Source organism: Pollutimonas harenae (assembly GCF_004153685.1).
GTDB lineage: Bacteria > Pseudomonadota > Gammaproteobacteria > Burkholderiales > Burkholderiaceae_B > Pusillimonas_C > Pusillimonas_C harenae.
Window position 1 is genome coordinate 288,060 of record NZ_SDQD01000001.1, and the last position, 20,978, is coordinate 309,037.

At 53.0% G+C, this 20,978-nt stretch carries 13 protein-coding genes; 7 read left to right on the forward strand and 6 right to left on the reverse strand.

Annotated elements, in window-relative coordinates; genetic code table 11:
• Nucleotides 1-363: 363 nt before the first annotated feature.
• On the reverse strand, nucleotides 364-669 hold the full coding sequence (locus ERD84_RS01360; protein WP_130037525.1) for a DUF6471 domain-containing protein: 306 nt from the start codon (nucleotides 667-669) through the stop codon (nucleotides 364-366).
• 263 nt (nucleotides 670-932) lie between these two features.
• Here ERD84_RS01360 and ERD84_RS01365 point away from each other — a divergent pair, with 263 nt between their 5' ends.
• From ERD84_RS01365 to ERD84_RS01385, 5 genes are all read left to right on the forward strand, one after another.
• Complete coding sequence (locus ERD84_RS01365; RefSeq protein WP_130037527.1) at nucleotides 933-3,656, forward strand: DDE-type integrase/transposase/recombinase; 2,724 nt, start codon at nucleotides 933-935, stop codon at nucleotides 3,654-3,656.
• Between the two features lie 15 nt (nucleotides 3,657-3,671).
• The gene (locus ERD84_RS01370) at nucleotides 3,672-4,727 is read left to right on the forward strand and encodes an AAA family ATPase (RefSeq protein ID WP_130037529.1); all 1,056 of its coding nucleotides are present in this window, start codon (nucleotides 3,672-3,674) and stop codon (nucleotides 4,725-4,727) included.
• On the forward strand, nucleotides 4,724-6,028 hold the full coding sequence (locus tag ERD84_RS01375) for a helix-turn-helix domain-containing protein (RefSeq protein WP_130037531.1): 1,305 nt from the start codon (nucleotides 4,724-4,726) through the stop codon (nucleotides 6,026-6,028). Before ERD84_RS01370 ends, ERD84_RS01375 begins: the two co-directional genes overlap by 4 nt.
• Before the next feature lie 156 nt (nucleotides 6,029-6,184).
• Entirely contained in the window at nucleotides 6,185-6,388 is a 204-nt protein-coding gene (locus ERD84_RS01380) for an MbcA/ParS/Xre antitoxin family protein (protein ID WP_130037533.1), read from the forward strand.
• A gap of 302 nt (nucleotides 6,389-6,690) precedes the next feature.
• The gene (locus ERD84_RS01385; RefSeq protein WP_130037535.1) at nucleotides 6,691-8,295 is read left to right on the forward strand and encodes an AAA family ATPase; all 1,605 of its coding nucleotides are present in this window, start codon (nucleotides 6,691-6,693) and stop codon (nucleotides 8,293-8,295) included.
• Nucleotides 8,296-8,574: 279 nt separating this feature from the next.
• On the opposite strand, the gene ERD84_RS01390 is transcribed toward ERD84_RS01385, so the two are convergent.
• The 4 genes from ERD84_RS01390 to ERD84_RS01405 all read right to left on the reverse strand — a co-directional run bounded on the left by ERD84_RS01390 (nucleotide 8,575) and on the right by ERD84_RS01405 (nucleotide 14,576).
• Nucleotides 8,575-10,869: an AAA family ATPase gene (locus ERD84_RS01390; RefSeq protein ID WP_130037537.1), complete on the reverse strand. Its 2,295-nt coding sequence runs from the start codon at nucleotides 10,867-10,869 to the stop codon at nucleotides 8,575-8,577.
• A gap of 346 nt (nucleotides 10,870-11,215) precedes the next feature.
• Nucleotides 11,216-12,118, reverse strand: coding sequence for a plasmid partitioning protein RepB C-terminal domain-containing protein (locus tag ERD84_RS01395; protein ID WP_130037539.1), 903 nt, complete (start codon nucleotides 12,116-12,118; stop codon nucleotides 11,216-11,218).
• Entirely contained in the window at nucleotides 12,115-13,014 is a 900-nt protein-coding gene (locus tag ERD84_RS01400; protein WP_130037541.1) for a plasmid partitioning protein RepB C-terminal domain-containing protein, read from the reverse strand. Before ERD84_RS01400 ends, ERD84_RS01395 begins: the two co-directional genes overlap by 4 nt.
• Nucleotides 13,011-14,576, reverse strand: coding sequence for a recombinase family protein (locus ERD84_RS01405; RefSeq protein WP_257215210.1), 1,566 nt, complete (start codon nucleotides 14,574-14,576; stop codon nucleotides 13,011-13,013). Before ERD84_RS01405 ends, ERD84_RS01400 begins: the two co-directional genes overlap by 4 nt.
• A gap of 616 nt (nucleotides 14,577-15,192) precedes the next feature.
• Between ERD84_RS01405 and ERD84_RS01410 the strand changes: the two genes are divergently transcribed.
• Both ERD84_RS01410 and ERD84_RS01415 read left to right on the forward strand, forming a co-directional pair.
• Nucleotides 15,193-17,280 (forward strand): DUF4357 domain-containing protein, encoded by a 2,088-nt coding sequence (locus ERD84_RS01410; RefSeq protein ID WP_130037545.1) that lies wholly within the window; start codon nucleotides 15,193-15,195, stop codon nucleotides 17,278-17,280.
• Nucleotides 17,281-17,335: 55 nt separating this feature from the next.
• Nucleotides 17,336-18,580, forward strand: a complete 1,245-nt coding sequence (locus ERD84_RS01415) for a hypothetical protein (protein WP_130037547.1) — start codon at nucleotides 17,336-17,338, stop codon at nucleotides 18,578-18,580.
• 400 nt (nucleotides 18,581-18,980) lie between these two features.
• Here ERD84_RS01415 and ERD84_RS01420 read toward each other — a convergent pair whose 3' ends face one another.
• Entirely contained in the window at nucleotides 18,981-20,615 is a 1,635-nt protein-coding gene (locus ERD84_RS01420; protein ID WP_130037548.1) for a YecA family protein, read from the reverse strand.
• Nucleotides 20,616-20,978: the final 363 nt, after the last annotated feature.

Consider the following 20,978-nt stretch of genomic DNA (forward strand, 5'->3'; position numbering starts at 1 on the left):
AATGGATCCTACCGGTTGAACGGAATGCCACATCCCAACCGTGGGTTCAACACACGCAAAGACCCCCGTCTACTCAACCAGAAAAAGAGAATGCAAGCGCGAGGAGCACTTGCACGCTTGATTTCCGGATGACCTCTGACGCCCCTGGTTCGCGCAAACCCTGATTACATTTCTTTTTGAACAGTGCTAGGCTAAGAATAGCTGCACGCAATGTGTAGCTATTGTTGTATTCATAACGTCACGATCTGTGCTTCTCGGCCCCCCTGTTTGGCCGCAGGCCCCTTTTTATGAGAGGGTACGCTGAAGGGCATTCAGATGGTGCAGCCATACGCAATAGCGACAAATCGGATCAGGAACCGTTTCTTATTTGGTTCGCGCATACTGATCCATTATCTGCTGATTGGTCGGTACCGTCAGTTCAGATACACCAAGCGCACTCATACACATCAAAAAGAATGCCGCGCTAAACGTCTTACGGTTCACCTTCCGGTTCAACCGGTCGGCGCTTTCATATACGCCCATTACCTGCAATCGCTCAGCAAGGTCTCTGTACGTACAATTTCTGTCCTTCATCTCTTTGATAAGCAGCCTGGGAGCTTCTTGTTCCCAGGCTTTCAGAACCTGAGACTGACTAAGCACTCCCTGGGGCTTTACGCTGCGTTCTTGCATGTTTCTGTCCTTGGCCAATACAAAACTTCACTCCGCCGCCTTAAAACCAGTCAAATTCGACCGATTTTAGCGGGTTTCTGGGCCTCTGAACCTTTACGACTCCAGAACATTCTTCGGAATGGGGTGCCCAGTGCCAGCTTGTACATGCCGCGTCGCCGAGCAAAACTCAGCACGGAAAATTTAAAACCGGTCATTTTCGACTGGTTGCTTAGATTTTGGCGGGGCAATTCCTATACCTATCCATCTGAACTTGGAATGAGGACATGTTAGGTAAGGAGCAACTCTCTTCGCTATTTGACCAGCTGGGTACCCCCAGCAAAGGTCAGGCGTTGGTACGCGAAGCCCGGATCAAAGCCCCGGTGCGTGACGTGCAGTCGCGGGGTAGTAACGTCATAACGATCTTTGCCAGCCGCAAAATGGGCTGCGAAATTCGTACAGAAAGCCGGCACATTGAATTTCCAGCTGCGATCGACCACGAATTCGATCCTACCGTCCTGGAGTTTTATCCGCAACCATGCAAACTGCACTTGGAGCTGGTTGAGGACGCGACAGGTGAAATCCATCGCATCCACCACACACCAGATTTTCTCGTCATCCGCCGGAGCGGCATCACGCTGGAGGAGTGGAAATCAGACGAGAAGCTCACAAAGCTAGCACAGCGCTACCCGTATCGTTACCAACGCGACTCCGATGGTAACTGGTTCTCACCACAGATCGAGCAGCAATTAGCCGATCTCGGTATCGCGTACCGCATCTGTACTGACCGGTCGATCCCACGCATACGTGTCGAGAATCTGCTGCACCTGGCCGACTATTACCATCCGGCTGCCCAGCCTTGCGCGCCTGAAGAACTTGATCGCCTGCATTCAGCGCTCAAAAGCGAGGGCATGCTGTTCTTGGCTGACTTGACGAACCCTCCGCATAGCTTCGATGCGGATTTTCTGTTTAAAGCCATTGCTGATGGTCTGGTCGCTACAGACTTGGACAATGAACCGTTGGGCGATCAGCGTCGCTGCCGACTTTACAGAGATCACACATTCAAGGAATTTGCCCGCTCACTGATAGAGCAAGAAGACGTCTTAAGCGTAGGCAACTTCATGCTTACACTCGAACATGGTACCCAAATTCAGTATCAAGACCGCTTGCTGGAAGTCGTACTCGCCGACGACAAAAATGTGGTGTTTCGAGACCAGCACGGTGAAAACATACAACTATCGCGTAAATGGCTCCTTACCGCGCACGAAGACAAGCAAATTACCGTCGTCCAAAGCGCTGGTGGCGCGGCAAACCTGGATCTGGCGCGCTATAGCGACGAAGACCTGGCAATGGCGCTTAAGCGTCAGGCAATTCTTCTAGCCGATGACAGCCCCGTTTCCGCACGTACGCTGCGTGACTGGCGCGCCCGCGTAAATGCTGCCGCAGCCAACGGTGCACCACAAGTAATGGCTTTGGTTCCGCACACCGCCGCGCGAGGCAATCGCAGCGCCCGGCTATCGAATGAACAAGAGTCACTGCTTGCCCAACTCATCACACAGCACTGGAAAACAACGACTGCTATCAACTTTCGCACACTGTACAAGCAGATCTGCGTCGCCTTTGATGAGGCGGACCTTAAAGCACCGTCGTATCCGACCGTGATCAACCGTGTCAAAGCGCAGCAGACCACCGGTGACGTACGCATTCGACACGGTAAGCGCATGGCATATCAGCAGGATGAGTTCATCAACGTGCTCTATGCCGATACGCCAACCCACGGCTCGCGTGCTTTTCAGTACGTCCACATTGACCATACGCAGCTCGATATCGAACTCGTTTCACATAGGACTGGGAAACCGCTCGGTCGTCCCTGGCTGAGCCTGGCCATTGACGCATTTAGCAGGCGAGTGGTCGGCTTTTACCTGACCTTCGACAAACCGGCGTACCACAGCGTACTCATGCTCATGCGCGACATTGTCCGACGTTTTCAACGACTGCCCGAAATGATTGTGGTTGATAACGGCCGCGATCTGATTTCGGAGGCATTTCAATCCTTTCTTCGCGTCATGGGAGTGCACCTGCGGATGCGGCCTGCTGGCCAACCTCGAGCCGGGGCAATCATGGAGCGCTTGTTTGGGACGGTACACAGTCAATACATTCACAACCTGGCCGGCAACACAAAAGCGACCAAGAATGTACGCATGACAACGGGCAAGCACCTGCCGGTCAACTTTGCGCAGTGGACGCTTGAAGCCATGTATCACGGATTGAACTACTGGGCGACAGAACACTACGACACAGAGCAGCACAAAACTCTCGGATGCAGCCCCCGCGAGATGTTTGAACGCAGCCTCGTGCAGAGCGGTCTTCGTGCACATCGACAAGTTATCTGGAATGAGGACTTCCTGATTGCCACTTGCCCTCCAGTCGATCGTGGCGCCACCCGCAAGGTGAACGACCAGCGCGGCGTGAAAGTGCATGACTTTTATTACTGGCACCCTGTTTTCAGGGACTCAAAGGTGGCAAACAAAAACCTACAGGTTAGATATGACCCGTGGGACGCATCCACCGCATATGTACGCGTGAAGGCCGAGTGGGTTGCCGCTAAATGCAGGAGCCTGGTCGGATTGGGACAACTTACGACTTACGAGCGCCAAGCGCTGGCAGAAGAGTACATACACAGCGGCGGAAAACCATTAAACGCCTCAGATACCCCGCAGCGTATGCGCGAATTCTTGCAAACGCATACGCCCACAGGCGCACTCGCTATTGCGCTGGATCGCCAGCAAGAAAGCAAAAGCTTATACATGACGCTAAAGATGGGCGCAATCACCTCAGCCACATCAACAACGGGACAATTGCATTCGGCCCACCCGCTCTCAGAAGATGCCAATGACAGTGGTGCCGAAGGCATCCTCACCGATATGCCCTATCCCGAGCCGCAGCCATCCTGCGAAAAACATGCAAAACCAGTTGCGACGCAAGATCTCCCCAACTTCGATACTTTCTAAACGAATTACCCAACCATGACCACACCTGATACATCACAAACCCATGACGACCTCATTTGCGTGCCACCCACAGCTGAATCATTACTGAGTCTTCGCATCAAACACACGCGCATTGCAGAGCTCATGACCGAACTCGAAACACTGATCTATCCAGGCAGCCAAGACAGTTTGCTGCTTGTCTGCGGCCCGACCGGGGTGGGTAAGAGCACTCTGGCACACCACGCCGTTCAAAAGGCTTTACAGACATCAGCACAAGCCATGGCGGACGATGCGGGGCTGATTCCTGCGGTATACGTTGAAGCCCCCTCCTCGGGCGAAAACGAATTCTCCTGGCGTCTCTTTTACAGCCGGATTCTTGCTCAGCTAGACCAAGGACCAGTGGAAAATCTGCCACGAGCTAACTTTGGCATAGATGCTCAAAGTGGGCGCATGATCCGTCCTCGCTCCTCATCGGGCACGAGCTTGGCTTCATTGCGCACGGCAGTTGAACGAGGGTTGGCAGCGCGCGGGACACAGTTCCTTGTGATTGACGAGGCCGCGCACATTATTCGCCAGACCAGCGCCCGGCGCCTGGAAATACAGCTTGACACACTGAAATCTCTTGCCAACGCGTGCGGCGCGCAGATGCTGCTGATCGGCTCGTATGACTTATACCAGCTGATGTCGCTCTCGGGCCAGCTTTCACGCCGTACCAACGTGCTGCAATTTGAACGCTATCGGCAAGATCGGCCGGAGGACGAGCGCGACTTCAACGCCTGTGTATTGCAATTTGAAAAGCGCCTACAACATCTTTGGGGCGGGAAGCTGGTTGCACATTCCGCTGCATTACACGAGAACACCCTTGGCTGTATTGGCACTCTCTCAGCCGTACTCACTCGTACGGCCAAGCGGCTGGAGCGGGCTCAAGGCTGGTCCTTGGACGCGCTTCGCCGCTCACTCCTAACCGAGGGACAACGTTTACGGATACTTGAAGAAATCCTGGATGGCGAAAGTGCCATCAATCCAGGGCTCACCCGCAAGCTGCCCAAAGCCTCTAGCGTCTCCACTAATGCAGGACGGCGCGTCGCATGAAAGCCATCCTCACAACAAATCCGCGATCAGTCCTTCACGCTTTGGAACCACAGGGACTAGGCACATCCGCCGTGGAAAGCCTTATCAGCTACTTTTGCAGGCTCGCCGTCTCGCACAGCACTTCTGTCACCGCACTTTCAAAAGTCGTTACCCAGACAATGGAGCGCGAATTTAACACTGACTTCGACTGGCGCGATCGCAACCTGAGCGGTATTGGTGAATCAGCCATTAAGTGGTCAAGTGCGTTATCTGCCATGACAAGCGTCGGCCGCCTTGATCAACTTACAGTCTCTTCCTGGAAACAGGTATTGGCACCTAGAAGTTTGATGGCCCCTTCGACTGGGAAATGGTGTCCCCACTGCTTGGACGACGACCGTCAGAACGGAACAACACCGTACTTTCGGCTCGCTTGGGACATAAAAGCGGTGACAGCCTGTGAGCGCCATGCCACCCAGCTCGTATGTACATGTCCAGATTGCGGTCAAACGGGCATTCGCCACAAAGCAGCGTATGTAGTTCCGGGCTGGTGCACGCAATGCGGCGCCTTCTTTGGCAGTACTCAGCCTGCCCTTGCCGCAAGTCCCGAAGCTGTCTGGATTGCCACACAAGTCGGAAAGCTATTAGCCGTCCAGGCCTCGATCGGGATGCCAGGGCTCACCGCTGTCCAACAAGCTCTGACCACACTCGTAATTCGCATGAACCAAGGTAACAGCGCGGCATTCGGCAGTCGCGTCGGGGTCGCAAAATCGACTGTGCACTGTTGGACTCGGGGCAAAACCGCGCTGACATTAGAGACTGCCTTGCGAATCGCCGACGCAACCGGCCTGTCGGTGGATAAACTCCTGTCCGCGGACCTCAAAGGGTGGGCTCCGCCAATCAACACCAGTCAGCTTGATCTTGACTTGGAACTTGGATCACGTCAGCGCACCGCACCAGATCGCAATATTAATTGGGATGAACTACGCGCCCGACTAATGCGCTTTGCCGCGGAACCCGCTCCCATCAGCCTCGCTGAGGCCGCCCGCCGCCTGGAGATTGAAGCGAGCTATCTATATTTACACGCAAACAACGAGGCTCGTCTGCTTAGTGCCCGCTGGCAAGCCCATGCCAAGCGTCGTGCGGAGCTAAAACGCCAACAGGCTCGCGAAAGCGTTTTGCGAGCCTGCCGAAAACTCACGAACGAAGGAAAAACTGTCAACATGAGAGAAGTCAGACAACTTTTAACTGTAGAAGAACTAGGTGCGGCAAAACATTTAATTGACATGCTCACGGAAATAAAGCAAGAACTAGGCATCGCATAGGTTTAACCTGTCGATTGAATTTTGAACTGGAGTTGGATCGCGCCAGCGCAAGCGTTTCCACGAAAAAGAGGTGGCTCGCGTAGCATCTAATGGCCATATCATCCAACTTTTGAGGCTCCCAAAAAACGCACCGAGGTTCACATTTAGAGGAAAAAAATGAATAAGAAAGATACTTATATACAGTCAGCACAACAAATGGCTGAACGTGTTTTCGAAAATAAAAACGATGCACAAACGTGGCTGTCGACACCAAATTTCGCGCTGGGTGGAAATACGCCACTCGAACATTGCCAAACAGAATTGGGCCTTCGGCAAGTGCGCCGAATTCTTGCTTCGATCGAATTTGGCGGCGTCGTTTGAGGTGTTTGGAACGACCAGCCACGCTCATTTCACAGAAAAGAACCAGATACGGCGTGAGCACTTTGGGAACAAGTAAAGAAGCGTCGTTGGGTCATTGACTTGACCGGTTGTTGGCATAAGCCAGGCAGACGCCTGATCTGTACTAACTCAGACTTGAGCTGACATGCTCCGCCCGATTAGTCTGGCAGAGAACGACCCGAAGCGGACAGTCATGGCTTCGTAGACGTCACGTTGCCAATGGCAACGATTGCCGTCTCGGCTTAACATCGGTTTTCTCGCAAATTGATTCCGAAGGTACCGCAATGCGTCTGCGCAATATTCGTATCACACGATTTCGCCGATTTTCCGATTTAACCGTCCAAGATATTCCGTCGAGCGCCAAATTGGTCGTTCTGGCTGGGCCCAACGGGTCAGGCAAGTCGTCGTTCTTTGACGCTCTCTTGCTCAAATACCGCATGGACACTGGATACGGCTGGAACAATGATGCCAAGTACTACGATCGGCCGCAGGAACAGGCGCCCGATCTTGGTGTCAGGATTTCCCTCACCACCGACGCTGGCAATAACTTCTCCCGAGGAAATCTTTATATCCGCAGCGCATATAGGGGTGACCATGAATTCGCTACCCAATCCCTATCTCGGCAGGGAGACATCCTCGACAACGTCACATTGAGTCGTCTGATTGAGCCTGACGCTACGGTCAGTGCCAACTACCAGCGCCTTGCCTCCCAAGCGATGGAAGACGTATTCGTCAACGAAGCGTCAGGGACGACTATGGGTGATTATCGCGAGAAGCTAATCGGTGAGATCCAGCTCCCGCTTAAGCGCCTGTTCCCTGATCTCACCTTTGTCGGTATTGGTAATCCTTTGTCCGATGGCACCTTCCAGTTCGATAAGGGTACTTCGAAGGGCTTTGACTATAAAAACCTCTCCGGTGGCGAGAAGGCCGCCTTTGACCTGATCCTCGATTTCGTGGTCAAGCGACGCAGTTATGCGGATGCAATATATTGCATTGACGAGCCCGAGACTCATATGAACACGAGGCTGCAAGGAGCTCTTCTCGCTGAACTCGTTGATTTACTTCCCGGAAACTCCCAACTCTGGATCGCATCGCACTCGGTTGGCATGATGCGCAAGGCCCGAGAGATGTACGATGCCGACCCGACGTCGGTAGCTTTCATAGATTTTAGCGATCACGACTTTGACCAAGTGCTTACAATCTCTCCGAGCAAGCCCACCCGAGCCTTCTGGGCAGGTGTCATGCACGTCGCCCTCGACGACCTCACCGCGCTTGTTGCACCCAAGCAAGTGATCGTCTGTGAAGGCAACCCGATGGGTGCGGTGCCAGGCAAGAACACAGAGCATGACGCTCGGATTTATGAAATGATCTTCGGCGACGAGATGCCCGACACAACCTTCATATCCGCCGGTAACTCGAAGGAAGTGCAGAATGATTTTATAGGATTGGCTACTGTGCTTCCTAAGCTCGCTTCCGGGATGAAAGTAATCCGCCTGATAGACTTGGACGACCATTCCCCAACCGATGTCATCACCTTTAAAAGTAAGGGCATACAGGTGCTCAGCCTACGGCATCTCGAAGCCTACCTCTACGACGACGAGGTGTTGAGTTCTCTTTGTCACTCGATGGGACAACCCGAAAAGGCAGCGGATTTGATTGCCGCCAAGGCTGATGCGATGGCGAACGTTGTGAGCCAGGGGCATCCCTCGGACGATATTAAGAAGGCGGCGGGCGTCATTTATGTCGAAGCCAAGAGAATACTGTCGCTCACGCAAGTGGGCAACGATGCCCAGGCGTTCGCACGGAACATCCTGTCCAAGTTGATCAAGCCTGGCATGGCTATTTATGACCAGCTGCGCCTAGACGTGTTTGAGTCTGACCAGCCCTGACTCCTTTTTCTGCCGTCCCGTACATTCAGACTGTACTGCACCCAAACTATCAAAGAAAGTATGGAGGCCGCTGGGCGATATGAGGTTTAGCATGTGTGTCTGGTGGAGTCACGCCCAGCGTTACTTATATGCTTTAGTGGCAAGTAATCGAATGGCAACTGTTGGCCGGAAAACCGACGTGGCCCAATGTCGCAGTTCGACCCAATGCCGACATTCAAGAGGTCGAGAGCAGCGAATGGGGACAAACACTGCCACTCTCGAGCAGACGTTGTTCCGAGCCTACCGCCTGGTAAAAGCCAAGGTGCGCTGCGCGAAGTTGACGAGCGCCTGGTCATTGATGACCTGCATTGCCCACGCGGGGTTGCTGTCGTGGTGGAACAGGTTGGAGTAGTCCAGCAGCGCCCGAAGCTCCACGATGTCGGCCTGACTTAGGATCTGCCCCGGGGTGTTCACCCGTTGCTCGCAGATGCCGATGAACGGTCCGAGAAGTCCACCTGGCTGAAAGGTATTGGGGTAGGCAACGCGTGCGAACGCCTCAAGAATGGGGCGCAAGGCTGCGGCGACCTGTCGTTCGACTGCCGGATTGGCGGCTTGCAGATATCCGGTCACGAGCTCGTGACGCCGATCATGCTCCGTGATGCAGTCCTGACGGACATCCCAGGCGGCGAATGTCGAGCCCGCTGCTGCGCGAATCAGCCTGATGGCGGAGCGGTCCGCTGTGTTCGCGCCCTCCCACAGGTTACATAAAAATGGCTTTGAGTGCGAAAGCACAATCACCTGGGCAACGCGAGGAAGCAGGCGGCGAATCTCCTGCACGGTAGTCAACGAACGGTGCTCGTCGAGGCTTGTCATGGGGTCGTCGATGACCACTATCTTCTGCGCGAGCTGCTGGTCCTGCTCCAATGATGCGAAGAAGAACGCCAACGCAAGCGCATTGCGATCCCCAGCGCTGAGTGTGTTGCGGAAGGAAGGACCCGCATCGGCCGTATGGGGCACCACTGCATTATTGATCAATACGCTATACGAGCAGGCCGATCCCCCTCGCGTATTGACTGAATCGACTTGGTCAAGGCGAAACCCGGCGTTAAAGCGTCCGAGGTAGTCGTTGAGCACTCTTTGATAAGCCGGAAAGATATTCTGCCGGTAGTTGTCCAAGGCGATGCGCGCTTGATCTCTCAAACCTTCTGTTCTGGTCTTCGCTGCCTTTTCTTCTTCGTACGCCGCGCATTGCGGAGCGACGTTTGCGGAGTAGCGCGCACGTGTGATTTTCAGCCGCGTTAGATCGGCTGTCAGATCGGCGACGTTGGCCTCGGCTGCGCGCTCCTTGACGAGTGCGATCTGGTCATTGCAGGCCGTCAAGGACTCGGAACAGGCAGTGACGGCCACCTTGGCCGCCTCGTAGTTCGCGATAGCGGCCATTGCAGCCTCGGGCAGGATGCTGCCTTCCAATGGGGCGGCCTGCTTTGCGGTGAGCACTTCTGCTATTGCTTCGCGCGCTTCTCCCCATGCGCGCGTAAGCACCGCGGTGTCGACAGTGATCTCGGGCACCTGCACGAAGGCGCCCCAAAAGTTGCGACGCTGTTCCGCTTCTCGTAGCGATCTTTCAAAGGTGAGCGCAGCAGGCGCGCCGTGAGTGTTGTTCAGCTCCCGGACCTGCTGCTCCACGTCGCGCTTCAATTGATCGTAGGCCTCGCTGAAGTAAGCACGGTAGTGGCGCAATAGAGGCGAGTTAGCTAGATCCTGAGCACAGAAGGGGCAGATTTCGTGATCCACGTCAGTGGAAGCGGCGGCGATACTCTGCATGCCATCACTGACCCACGTGGCGCCTGCTCCACCGAGCTTGACTAGATGGGCCTGGACTCTATGGGCAGCTTCCGCCTCAAGATCAGGCAGCGTCCGGGCGAGAAGCGCGTTGATGGCCGGGATGTCGAAGCTGGGCAGGCTGAGTGCGATAAACGTCGCAGCCTGCCGCACCGCATCGGCCGACCTTGCCGCGGCCAAGTCTCGCTCACCATCCTGGATAGTGACGTCGATGTCGGCTCGCGCAGGCAAAGCGCAAAACGCATCGACCGCCATATTGCCGCGCGCCTCCACCGGTATCGCGTCGCCGAGCGCTCGTAAAGTCCGGTTGTGATCCTCGATACTAGCCACATGGCCTTGTAGAGCGGCGTTCAGCGCAACACCCTGCGCGCCGAGGATCAGTTCGTGCAGGTTCTGCCGGTGTGACGCGCCGATCTCAATGCCTGCGCAGACGTTCTGAGCGACAAAGTGATCATCGAAGACGGCGACGCCGGGCAGCGTGCTTGACCAGACGGCATTCTGGAAGACCAGTGGCGGACCCGCCCTCAGGGTCAAGACCAAGTGCGGAGGATGCTGCGCCCCGAGGCGATGGCGTTCGGTGACGAGATGAGCGTTACCAGTGCCCGCTGATCTCAGAATGGAGGAGAGCGTCGTCTTGCCGCGGCCGTTCTCGGCATAGATCAATACCAAGCGAGTCAGCGGGAATTGAGCCCCTTCACTTACGGAATCGAATTGCCCCACGTTTCGAAGCAGCTGGATGCGATCAAGGCTCATGCTTGGCCCTCCGATCGCCCGATTGCGACTATCATGCCCATCTCCCTCGCTTTGTCGAGCGGGCTGCCATTGGCCCGCGTTCTGGCTTATTCTAGACTGATGCTCAGAGCCGAGCTATCGCTTATGGCATCTGTGCCCACTGACCGCTCTTGGCCGAAAGCGGAAGTTGCAAGCTAAACTCTAACGCATCTAACAGTACATGGAAGATTACGTCTGAGTTAATACATCTGATCAAAGGCCATGCAACTTCAGCCAGCAATCTCAAGTCTCGTCCGAAAACCGTATGATTCCCCAAAACCGGTCCATTTTCTGACTTTCTACCAAACCGGTTTTAAAATCTCGCATCTCACGCTGGGACTTCATTGCTGGTTAGATCCATCACCTCAATACGCACAACTCCCTCTAACTCTTGCAGCATGTCTGGCTGACTTGTGCGTAGGTAATCGACTACGGCCGTATTCTTGAGTAGCTTTGCCAGATAGGCCTGCGTCAGCGTCAAGTGCAACATGTCATCGCCATAAGAACTCTCCGCGAGTTTGTATTGTGCTTGGATGTTTTGCATTTCCACTTCCATTTTTGCCAGTTGCTCCGGCGTCACCCCCGATACCTTGGGCTTGGACTTGCCTTCCACAAGCTGAGATGCGGGTGTGGCCATTAGCAAAGCTTCGACATATGAGCCAGTCAAATTGTTAGCCGACAACATAAGCTCGACGCACTCAATCTGTCGAGTTGGTTTCATTTTGCGTAGCAAGGTGGCAAGCTTTGGGGAGAACTGTCGGTCTTGCAACAGGTGCACAACCTCTTCACACAAGCCGTCGAGCAAACTTCTCTTGATTTTTAATGTGCTCACATTCACATTGAGTGCCGTGGCTAATCGCTGCGGCGACACACCTCGATCAATTGCCCTACAGATCATGATGTGCTCTTGGATCGACGACAGCCGATTCAATCTGCCGTTATACGTGTATCCTTCGTCGTCTTTCGCAACCAGGCAAGGCACCTCCACCTCTCCCATTTCACGCAAAATGCTTAGCCGTATGTGTCCATCTAATAAAAAGTAATGGTCGGAACCCTTCAGCTTTGGAGCAATCGACAGCGGCTCTATCAACCCAATATCGTTAATCGAGGCCCGTATCTGCGCATATTTCTTGCTAAGCGAAAACGGTCCAGATACCTGCCGCGACGGCAAAATCTGCGTCACAGGCACCGTCATTGGCTGTAAGCCGAAACCAAAATCGATCGTACTCATAGTGGCTCCATCCGTTGTACTCGCTCAGATAAATATTTGGGCAACGTATTAAGCCCTTCAGCCCGAAGCAAAGTTGCAAAATGATCATCCGCCAGAAGCTGGCGAAAGGCGCTCGCGACAAACAACAGCTTGTCATGGGCAAATGCCGCTTTTTTGACGATCAGCTTTTGCCGCTCGACCTCTTTCTGGTACGACTTGACCAGACTGTGGCTAGATACAGGCACATTCTTTCTGGCAATAGCTTTGTTAAAGGTCTTTCCCAAGCTTTGGCGTCGCTCAATAATCCTGCGCGCGTCAAGCAGTGCTTTTCCGCGTAAAGCACCTGATTCATAGGCATCTTGAAGCGCATCCTGCACCGCAGCAGAGCTTTTACCTGCATTGACAATAGCCAAAGCCGAATTGAGCGGAATCTTTCCGCGCTCGACGGCATCCAGAAGACGCAGCTCGCCCTTCTCTAACAACCCCATGATTCCGTGTACATACGCGGACGAGAGGCCCGTTTTGTTCGCAATAGTGAAGTGGTCGTAACCCTTCTTCTGCATCTGCTCAATGGCCACCATCAACTCGACGGGCCGGTAGTGCCGCCGAGCGATGTTCTCTGCCAAGCTCATGATGAATGCGTCTTCGTCTGTGACATCCACCACCATGGCCGGAATCTCCGGCTCTCCTAGCTCTCGAAATGCCTTCAATCGTCCTTCACCGCACACTAGGAGGTAACGTGGAGTGCCGTCACTGCGTGGCCTGGGTGTAACGGTGATGGGCTTCTTGAGCCCGATTTCCTTAATATTACGGACGATCTCCTCAAAAATCTTGCTATCGCGCTCACGCGGATTGAGTACCTCGATCGCATCAACCGGTATGAGTTGCAGCTCAGTCGGCCCCCTCTCCATTGTCATGCCGCTCTCCTAAAAGGAACCCGCTCAGTCAGGCTGTACAGATACTCCAAAGAATCGAAGCGATAACTGTCAAGCTCAATGGCGTTTTTATCCGTCAGACTCAGCTTGCTTGCGTAAAAGTCCAGGCGTGGCAGCACGTAATAGTCTAACGCCGCTCGGTTTTCGTAATCCAACCGCACTAACACGGTGATATCCGGGAACAGACTCGTATCGAATCGGACTTTCCAGCGGTATTGGCCTGCAACGGGCACATGACAGCGTGCCAGAACGATGGAGAGCGTGAACTCGCCATCGATGGTCAACAAATCCGTCGCTTTATGGCGCACAACTTCAGCACCTAACTGAATAATACGTTCTTGAGTTTCTGCCACCACCTGCGGATGCATACGACGCAAATAACGATTGATTTCAATGTAACGATAGTCACGATCTGGCATGAAGCCCACCGCCTGATAGGCTCTTACCAGGCTGCCAAATCGTTGTGCATAGACCGAGGAAGAAGGCATTCCGTCGGTTTCATTAATAATGAGACCTGATAGAAACCCTCGGCGCATATACAGCGTACGTAGCTGCTCTAAAAGCTCATCATTGCTATAGCGACGCGCCCGAGCGAGAATGATTTCCTGCGCAGCAGCAAACACCTCGTGCGGCACAATGCTCTCAAACGCAGCCTCTTTCCTGATCCACATCTCCGGGGCATTCGATACATGAATCCGCTTTAGCTTAAAAGAGCGTCGGTTATATACATTGTTGCCAATGTATTTCTCGTTAGTCAGTACTTCGTGGACAGTTCCCCGGGTCCAGGCTCTACCAAAATCCGTGCGTATGTCCAACGCGTTCAACTTCGTCGCAATGTCTGATTCAGCTAGGCCAGCTTCGATAAGCCAGCGAAACATCTGATTCACGACGCGGATCTCGCGAGGTGGCCCCGGCACGAGAATGACACGGTCTGTCTGATGACTTTTATGCTCTCCTCGTGCAAGCTCCCCTTTTGACTCCCCCACCTGATTCACCAACATACGACGCAAACCATAGCCGGCGGGTCCACCCTGACGAAATCCCAGCTCAATCAACCTGCACTGCCCTGCAAACACTTTCGTCGACAGTTCCCGACTATATTCCCCGGCCATAGCGCGCTTGACATTCTTAATAATTGTTGCGCTCACAGACCCATCATTTTCAAACTGCTCGGCGCAGTACACCACGTTAATTCCTGCACGTCGGCATACGTATTCGTAGTAAGCGCTTTCATCCGCGTCTTGAAAACGCCCCCAACGGCTGATGTCGTAGACTAGAACCAGCTTGAAGTCAGCACTGCCTGACTGCACATCCTGAATCAACTGCTGCAAGGCCTCACGGCCGTCAATGCGTAGACCACTTTTTCCATCGTCTGCATAAGAGCGGACTATCTCGATATGGCGCCGCTTTGCGTAGTCACGAATTGCATCACGCTGATTTTCGGTTGAATACTGTTGGTGGTCAGTGGACATCCGGACATACTGGGCCGCCCGTACTGTGACAGGACCCTCGCCATCTGGAGTTGTACTTGTGCTTATTGACATGGAAGCCACTCACTTGCGACCGACATACAGGTATAAACAATAGAACTTTCAACAGGAATTGGCGATCAAGTCCTCTCTTTGCAATCAAGGTTTTTTGTGCCGTTTGGCATTTCGAGAGGCCTGTAGTTCACGGTTCTTCTGGGTATATTCGGCGTGCTCAGCTCGATACGTGCGCCAATAATCGGGGTGACTAGCGCGCCACCTCTGCTGAGCACGAACCTGGTTCTCTTGATAGTCGGGATCTTTGCGCGCTTCCCGCTGCCATCTGTTCTTACGCACCTGCTGGCATTGACGCGCGGAGCAATATATCTGATTCGGGCATTGCGGCAAGACATAGAAAGTGGCAGCGCAGACGACGCAGGACCTTTTTTCCATAAAGGCACCTGGAGCAGATGAAGCGTGATTCCGTAGTGTGACAACTCGTTAGTTCGACCAGTTACGCTCTTGGCACGCCAGCTACGGAGTACTTTGTGGATGAAACCTACAACATAATGCAATGGCCGAGCCGCCACCATCTGCTCTCGTTGCCGTGAAGTTTAAAGCTCGACTAGAATGTGTAACTGAAATTATCCGGCAACGCCGGCCGAAATAACACTCCATATCGCCGGAGGCCAAGTTGGCTCATACCCTCACCGCCAAAGAACAAGCGCTCGCCAAAATATTCAGTGATGACTATGTCTTTACTATCCCTGGATACCAACGGCCGTATTCGTGGGGAAAAGACCAGGCAGAAGAACTTTTGGATGACCTGCTAAGCGCGTTGTCTGCCGCTCCAGAGCATCTCAGCGATGCGGCACCATACTTCCTGGGCAGTATCGTACTAATCAAAACAGAATCGAAATCGGATGCGATTGTCGTGGATGGCCAGCAACGATTAACGACTCTAACCCTGCTGTTATCTGCAATTCGAGCTGCGATCAGCGATGCCTCAATACAGGCAGATATCACCAGCTGTATCTATGAGCGAGGAAGTCTCGTCAAAGGCACGCAAGCACGCTATCGCCTAGTCTTACGAGATCGTGATCGCGATTTTTTCCGTCAATATGTTCAGCACGAAGACGGTCTTTCTACACTAATCAAGCTCAATACTCCGCTACCCGATGCTCAAGCGCGTTTACGGACAAATGCTCAAATTTTCTTGGATAGTTTAGCCAAGCTAACAGAGCTCGAGCTGGGTCGCCTAGTACAGTTCATCATCACACGCTGCTATCTTGTCACAGTAGCAACGCCGGATCTAGATTCGGCGTATCGTATTTTCGGCGTGCTAAACAGTCGTGGCCTGGATTTGAACGCGACTGATATTCTAAAAGCAGAAATAATTGGCGGTATAGCAGCTAAACAGCGTGATGCCTATACGAAGAAATGGGAAGATGCTGAAGATGATTTAGGTCGGGAGGACTTCGGCGACCTCTTTAGCCATATTCGTATGGTTTACCGCAAGGCAAAACCCCAAGGAACCTTGCTCAAGGAGTTCAAGGCTCACGTAAACCCTGTCAGTCAGCCGGCTGACTTTATCGATAACATTCTTATCCCGATGGCGAAGGCTTTTGGCGAACTACAGGCCGGGGCATACGCCAGTCAAAAATATGCAGAACAAGTGAATGAGCACCTTCACTGGCTTAACCGACTAGAGTTCAAAGACTGGGTGCCCCCAGCTCTAGCATTTTTTGTCCAATATCGAGACCAACCGGAATTGGTATTGAGTTTCTTCCGTGACCTAGAACGCCTCGGATATTCAATGCTGATACGAAAAATCGGTGTGAACGGTCGTATTGAGCGGTTCTCATCTCTAACCGGGATTATTGAGGCAGGCAAGGATTTGTGGGGAGAAACATCCTTACTTCAGCTTTCGCCCGTTGAGCAGCACGAGACTTTCAAGGCGCTGAACGGCCCCTTATACGATACTCATTCGTCGCGAGCACTGGCGATTTTGCTTTTAAGACTGGACCGGCTTATGTCTGATGCAAGTGCCATCTACCAACATGACGTAGTCTCCGTAGAGCACGTTATGCCGCAGCAACCAGCATCCGATAGTGAATGGCAGACCTGGATCTCCGAACCAACGACGCGTCAACAGTGGCTACATCGGCTCGGCAACCTGGCATTATTAAGTCGTAAGAAAAATAGTGCCGCGAGCAATCGCGATTTTTGCTGGAAGAAAACGGCTTATTTCACAAAAGGGGGAGTGAGCAGCTTCGCACTGACAACGCAGGTGTTACAGCATCAAAAGTGGACCTCCGAGGTCATGGAAAAAAGACAGTTTGACATGCTTCAAACTCTCGAGTCTCACTGGCGCTTACATGATCGCAAGAGTAAGGAAGACTCAGCAGACGAAGGGGCACTCTTCGAGCTAGAAAGCGCAAAGCATGGGCTGTCCGCTAGAGCTCAACAATGTGGTCAGACGTTTGTGGTTCAGGCCGATTCACTGGCTAAACTGGATTGGCGAGGTGAACCACATTCCTATCAGCAATTACGTGAGAATTTGTGCAGCAGGGGGATGCTGGTACCGTCGGATGGCGGTATGCATCTGTTGTTTACTTGTGATGTTGCTTTTACCAGTCCCAGTGCGGCTTCAGCAACAGTGCTTGGACGCACAGACAATGGCCGCAATACCTGGCGCCTCAAAGGGACGTCGATTACGTACGCTGAATGGCAAGATAATTTGACGACGGGGGCTGCCGCCGTCACCGACGACATTGACTAAAGTCACGGCTAGCGGTGCGGCATATCTGAGGCCATTTTATATTGAGGACGCAAGGATGTTTGGGAGTATCGATAAAAGCAAAGGAATGCTGTTCGTTACGTACGACCTCAGCCAATCCCTTCAAAATACAATGCAAAGCTTAAGAACTGAGGTCGAGTCACTAGAAGCAAATCGACTTCTGAACACAGCACCTGAAGACCTAAAAAACTATTTGGTGGAGAAATACAGAGTTACGCCCGCTACTCTTCTGCACGATCAGTGGTACGCCGATTCCCAGGAGGTACAGGTCGATGTCCGCTATGATCAGCGGCGATGGATTCCGGACACCAGTAGACCAGTCATGATCCCCGGAGAACGGATCAAGGTGCATGTTCCGTTCGATGGTGAAGCCGATTTATTCTATTCGCGAGCAAATCAGTTCACGCTTACCCCTCCTCGCGCTATCATCAAAGGGAGTGAACTTGTATTACAGTATGACTCTCCCGCTGACAGCCCAAGTGAAGTACGACCTCTTATAGATAGATCGATAGCCGATATAGAGCAACACCTAGCCTGGCAGCGTCCTATGATCGAGGCTCACAATAGCGCACTGCCCACGGTAGCAGAACAAGCAATTCAAGACAGACGTAATCGGCTTCTGGCCCAATCGCAGCGAGTAGAGGCGCTTGGCATTCCCATTAAGCGTCGCTCCGATTCTCCAACCACATATGCGGTTCCTACGACGCGGCGCAAAGCTGCCCCGACTCTACCGCCTGCCACGACGTCACAGTTCAAGCCAGAGCCTATATGGGCTATGGAGCAGTATGAGCAGGCGCTCAAGATCATGCAGGATATGGCGTTGGTGATGGAACGCAGCCCCGAAGCATTCAAGTCGATGGATGAGGAGGCACTTCGCCAACATTTTCTCGTTCAGCTCAACGGTCAATTTGAAGGCAAGGCCACCGGAGAGACCTTCAATATGGAGGGCAAGACCGATATTTTGCTGCGTGAGGGCGACCGTAACGTATTTATCGCTGAATGCAAGTTTTGGAAGGGGCCCAAAGCCTTTGCTCAGGCAATCGACCAGCTGATGGGCTACGCAACGTGGCGCGATAGCAAGACAGTGATCTTGGTCTTCAACCGGGGCACCGATACTTCAACCGTACTTTCAGGCATCGCCTCGACAGTAAAGTCGCACGACAACTTCAAACGCCTTGTGAGCTGGCCACATGAAAGCGGTTTCCGCTATATTCTCCACTCCAACGGGGATATCAATCGCGAGATGACACTTACTGTACTGGTTTTCCACGTGCCAAAGTAAATGGCATAGGGTTTCGAAGGTTGCCGGGCGCCTACCTTCTCTTTTTTTGGGAGTAGTGCTCACCCCTGTCGGCGCTATACTCATTCATCTTTTCAAGGACTGTGTAGCGGGCGAAATAGCCGTGGCTCGAGGTATAAGTTGACTTACTATTAGTCGGAAGCTCCGACAGCTTATTTGGACGTGCCTTGAGATCCCTGCCATCAGTCACCTGATACTTACTGCTGACCATATTGCGCGTCACCTGCCACCATTGCGGCTGCCGCGTGGCCCGCAACTCAAACTCAATTTTGATTGCTAGTTCTAGAGCAAAGCCATGCCCGTGCATTCCAGACGCCAGACCGATAAGCCTATGATCGTGGATGTAGATCGTTCCACGCGACGCGTCGGAAGTACATAGAACTCAAGCTTTGTGGTTCAAATCTCGTTGGAATCGTTGAGCGATGGAGAGAAACTGAGATTTTTGAGGCGCTGCAACCCTTGGCATGGCGTTCATGGTAGTTCTCTCACAGTAAACTCTCGCAAGCTCTGGTTGCTCCAGCCGTGCAAGCCTCTCAAAATCCGAAGCTCCTGCCATGAACTCCAAGAGTTTCTCCTTCGGAGTCCTCCCATAAGCCCCCATCATGGCGTCGTAAAATTCCAGCGGGGACTCTACCTTTGTATGTCCTGAAAGCTCACCAAAGAAGGTTTCAGGATGCCTTTTCCATGCTGCCATCTCCGCATCAGAAAGCGGCATCTTAACTATGAAGTTCTGACCGTCGCCAGAGCTCATAGCGCAAGCGGCCACACCCTCATTCTCCAAGACGATTGCCGATGTGAGTAGCGCATTGACCTCTACACCGTCTATGTTGGGCACAAGGTATCGCTCGCCAATGCTCAATCGCGGCACCGTACCAGTGAAAGCTAAATCAGGATTATCTCCGTCGAATGTTGATGGGATATGGGAGTGCTTCTCAATAGACTTGAGAAGCCCATGTATCTCGAAGTGCGCCTGGCGCGCATCAATTGCCTGGCGTATGGACGGGAAAACGTATCCCATCCTAAACTCGGGAATCTTAAATCCATGCCCCAACGCTAGGTATTTCCACGAAGTACGATCTAAATCGTGCTCCCACGGAATATTGGTTAAGACCACGTACGCTGAAGGAAGCCGGCTGACCTGTGGATCGTAGGCCTCGTATCGTAGCAAACGATTGAATGCGTGCTGCATCTGCGACGACTCCTCACCCTCCTGATATACCTCGAGCACGTTCAAGTCAACAAAGACGATTCGTGGATGATTCGCTGCTTTTTTTAGCGCTCTCCAGAGCTGTCGGATAATACCTCCACCACCTGACCGTTTTACTTCGACGGAGAACTTCCTTCGAGTTCCAGTATGCGTTGCCGTAAATTCGCAGTGAGTGGTGTTTCGATCGTCTTCGTTCTCAAACTCGATAGAAAAACCTGCCCTGACAAGTATGGCTGCTACGTGAACTTCATACCGAGCCCCCGAGAACTGGCCACGGTCGTGAAGGCGTTTAACAAGTTTCGCTTGCAACTCGGCGTTGTGATCGAGAGCGTAGAGGTCGTAGGCCAAATACATAAATGCAGCGACACCCCCCGTCATCTCTGCGCTTGAGATAGTTCCTGGAGTAACGAAGCGTTGTTGCTGCTCGCACACATGGTGATACCAGACCAGAATCGGATGCCGTTTACTTAAGGGCTTCTGCAACTCCGCATTACCCCACTCTGGCCCGAGCGCCGCTATAAGGTATGCCCCCAAGAAATCATGAAAGGTTTTCCAACTCTTGGAATAGTAGAGACGATTTTGAACAGCGACAAACTGGTAGCCGTTCTCCGTCTTTGCCGCGATGACGGGCTTTCCCAGTCCCTGCTGCTCGACACGTTGATACTCTCTCGCCTCGCTACGAGCACGTAATATAGGCGCAATGGCCATGGCCTTGGCCACGCGCTCCTGGAGCTGGATACTGCCATGACACTTCTTATACTTTTTGCCACTGGCGCATGGACAAGGCTCATTGCGACCAATCTTTGCCATGACACGCTCCTAGGCAGGACTGCCTGAAATAGCTGACGGGCCCTCAATCATCGGCACCCCAAAATGACGATGCTAAGAGGTCAACTCTGTTGTCACTACACCTTGGCGAATTTCAATCGCATCAACCCCAATCCCCACCTGACGTAGGGAGTCCTTTATGAAATCAAGCACAACGGCAAAAGGTGGAAGCTAAGCCTCAGGATGCCACCCACTACTCTTCATCCATATCTCTTAATGCCTGAGCTAATGTCGCAGCGCTAGACACGTTTCCCTATATTTCATTTACCGTCTCGGCGTTCGAGCTGAAAGCTATCGAATCAGTAACACGTATTTTGAGATTATCCAAATCCCCGTCAACCGAAC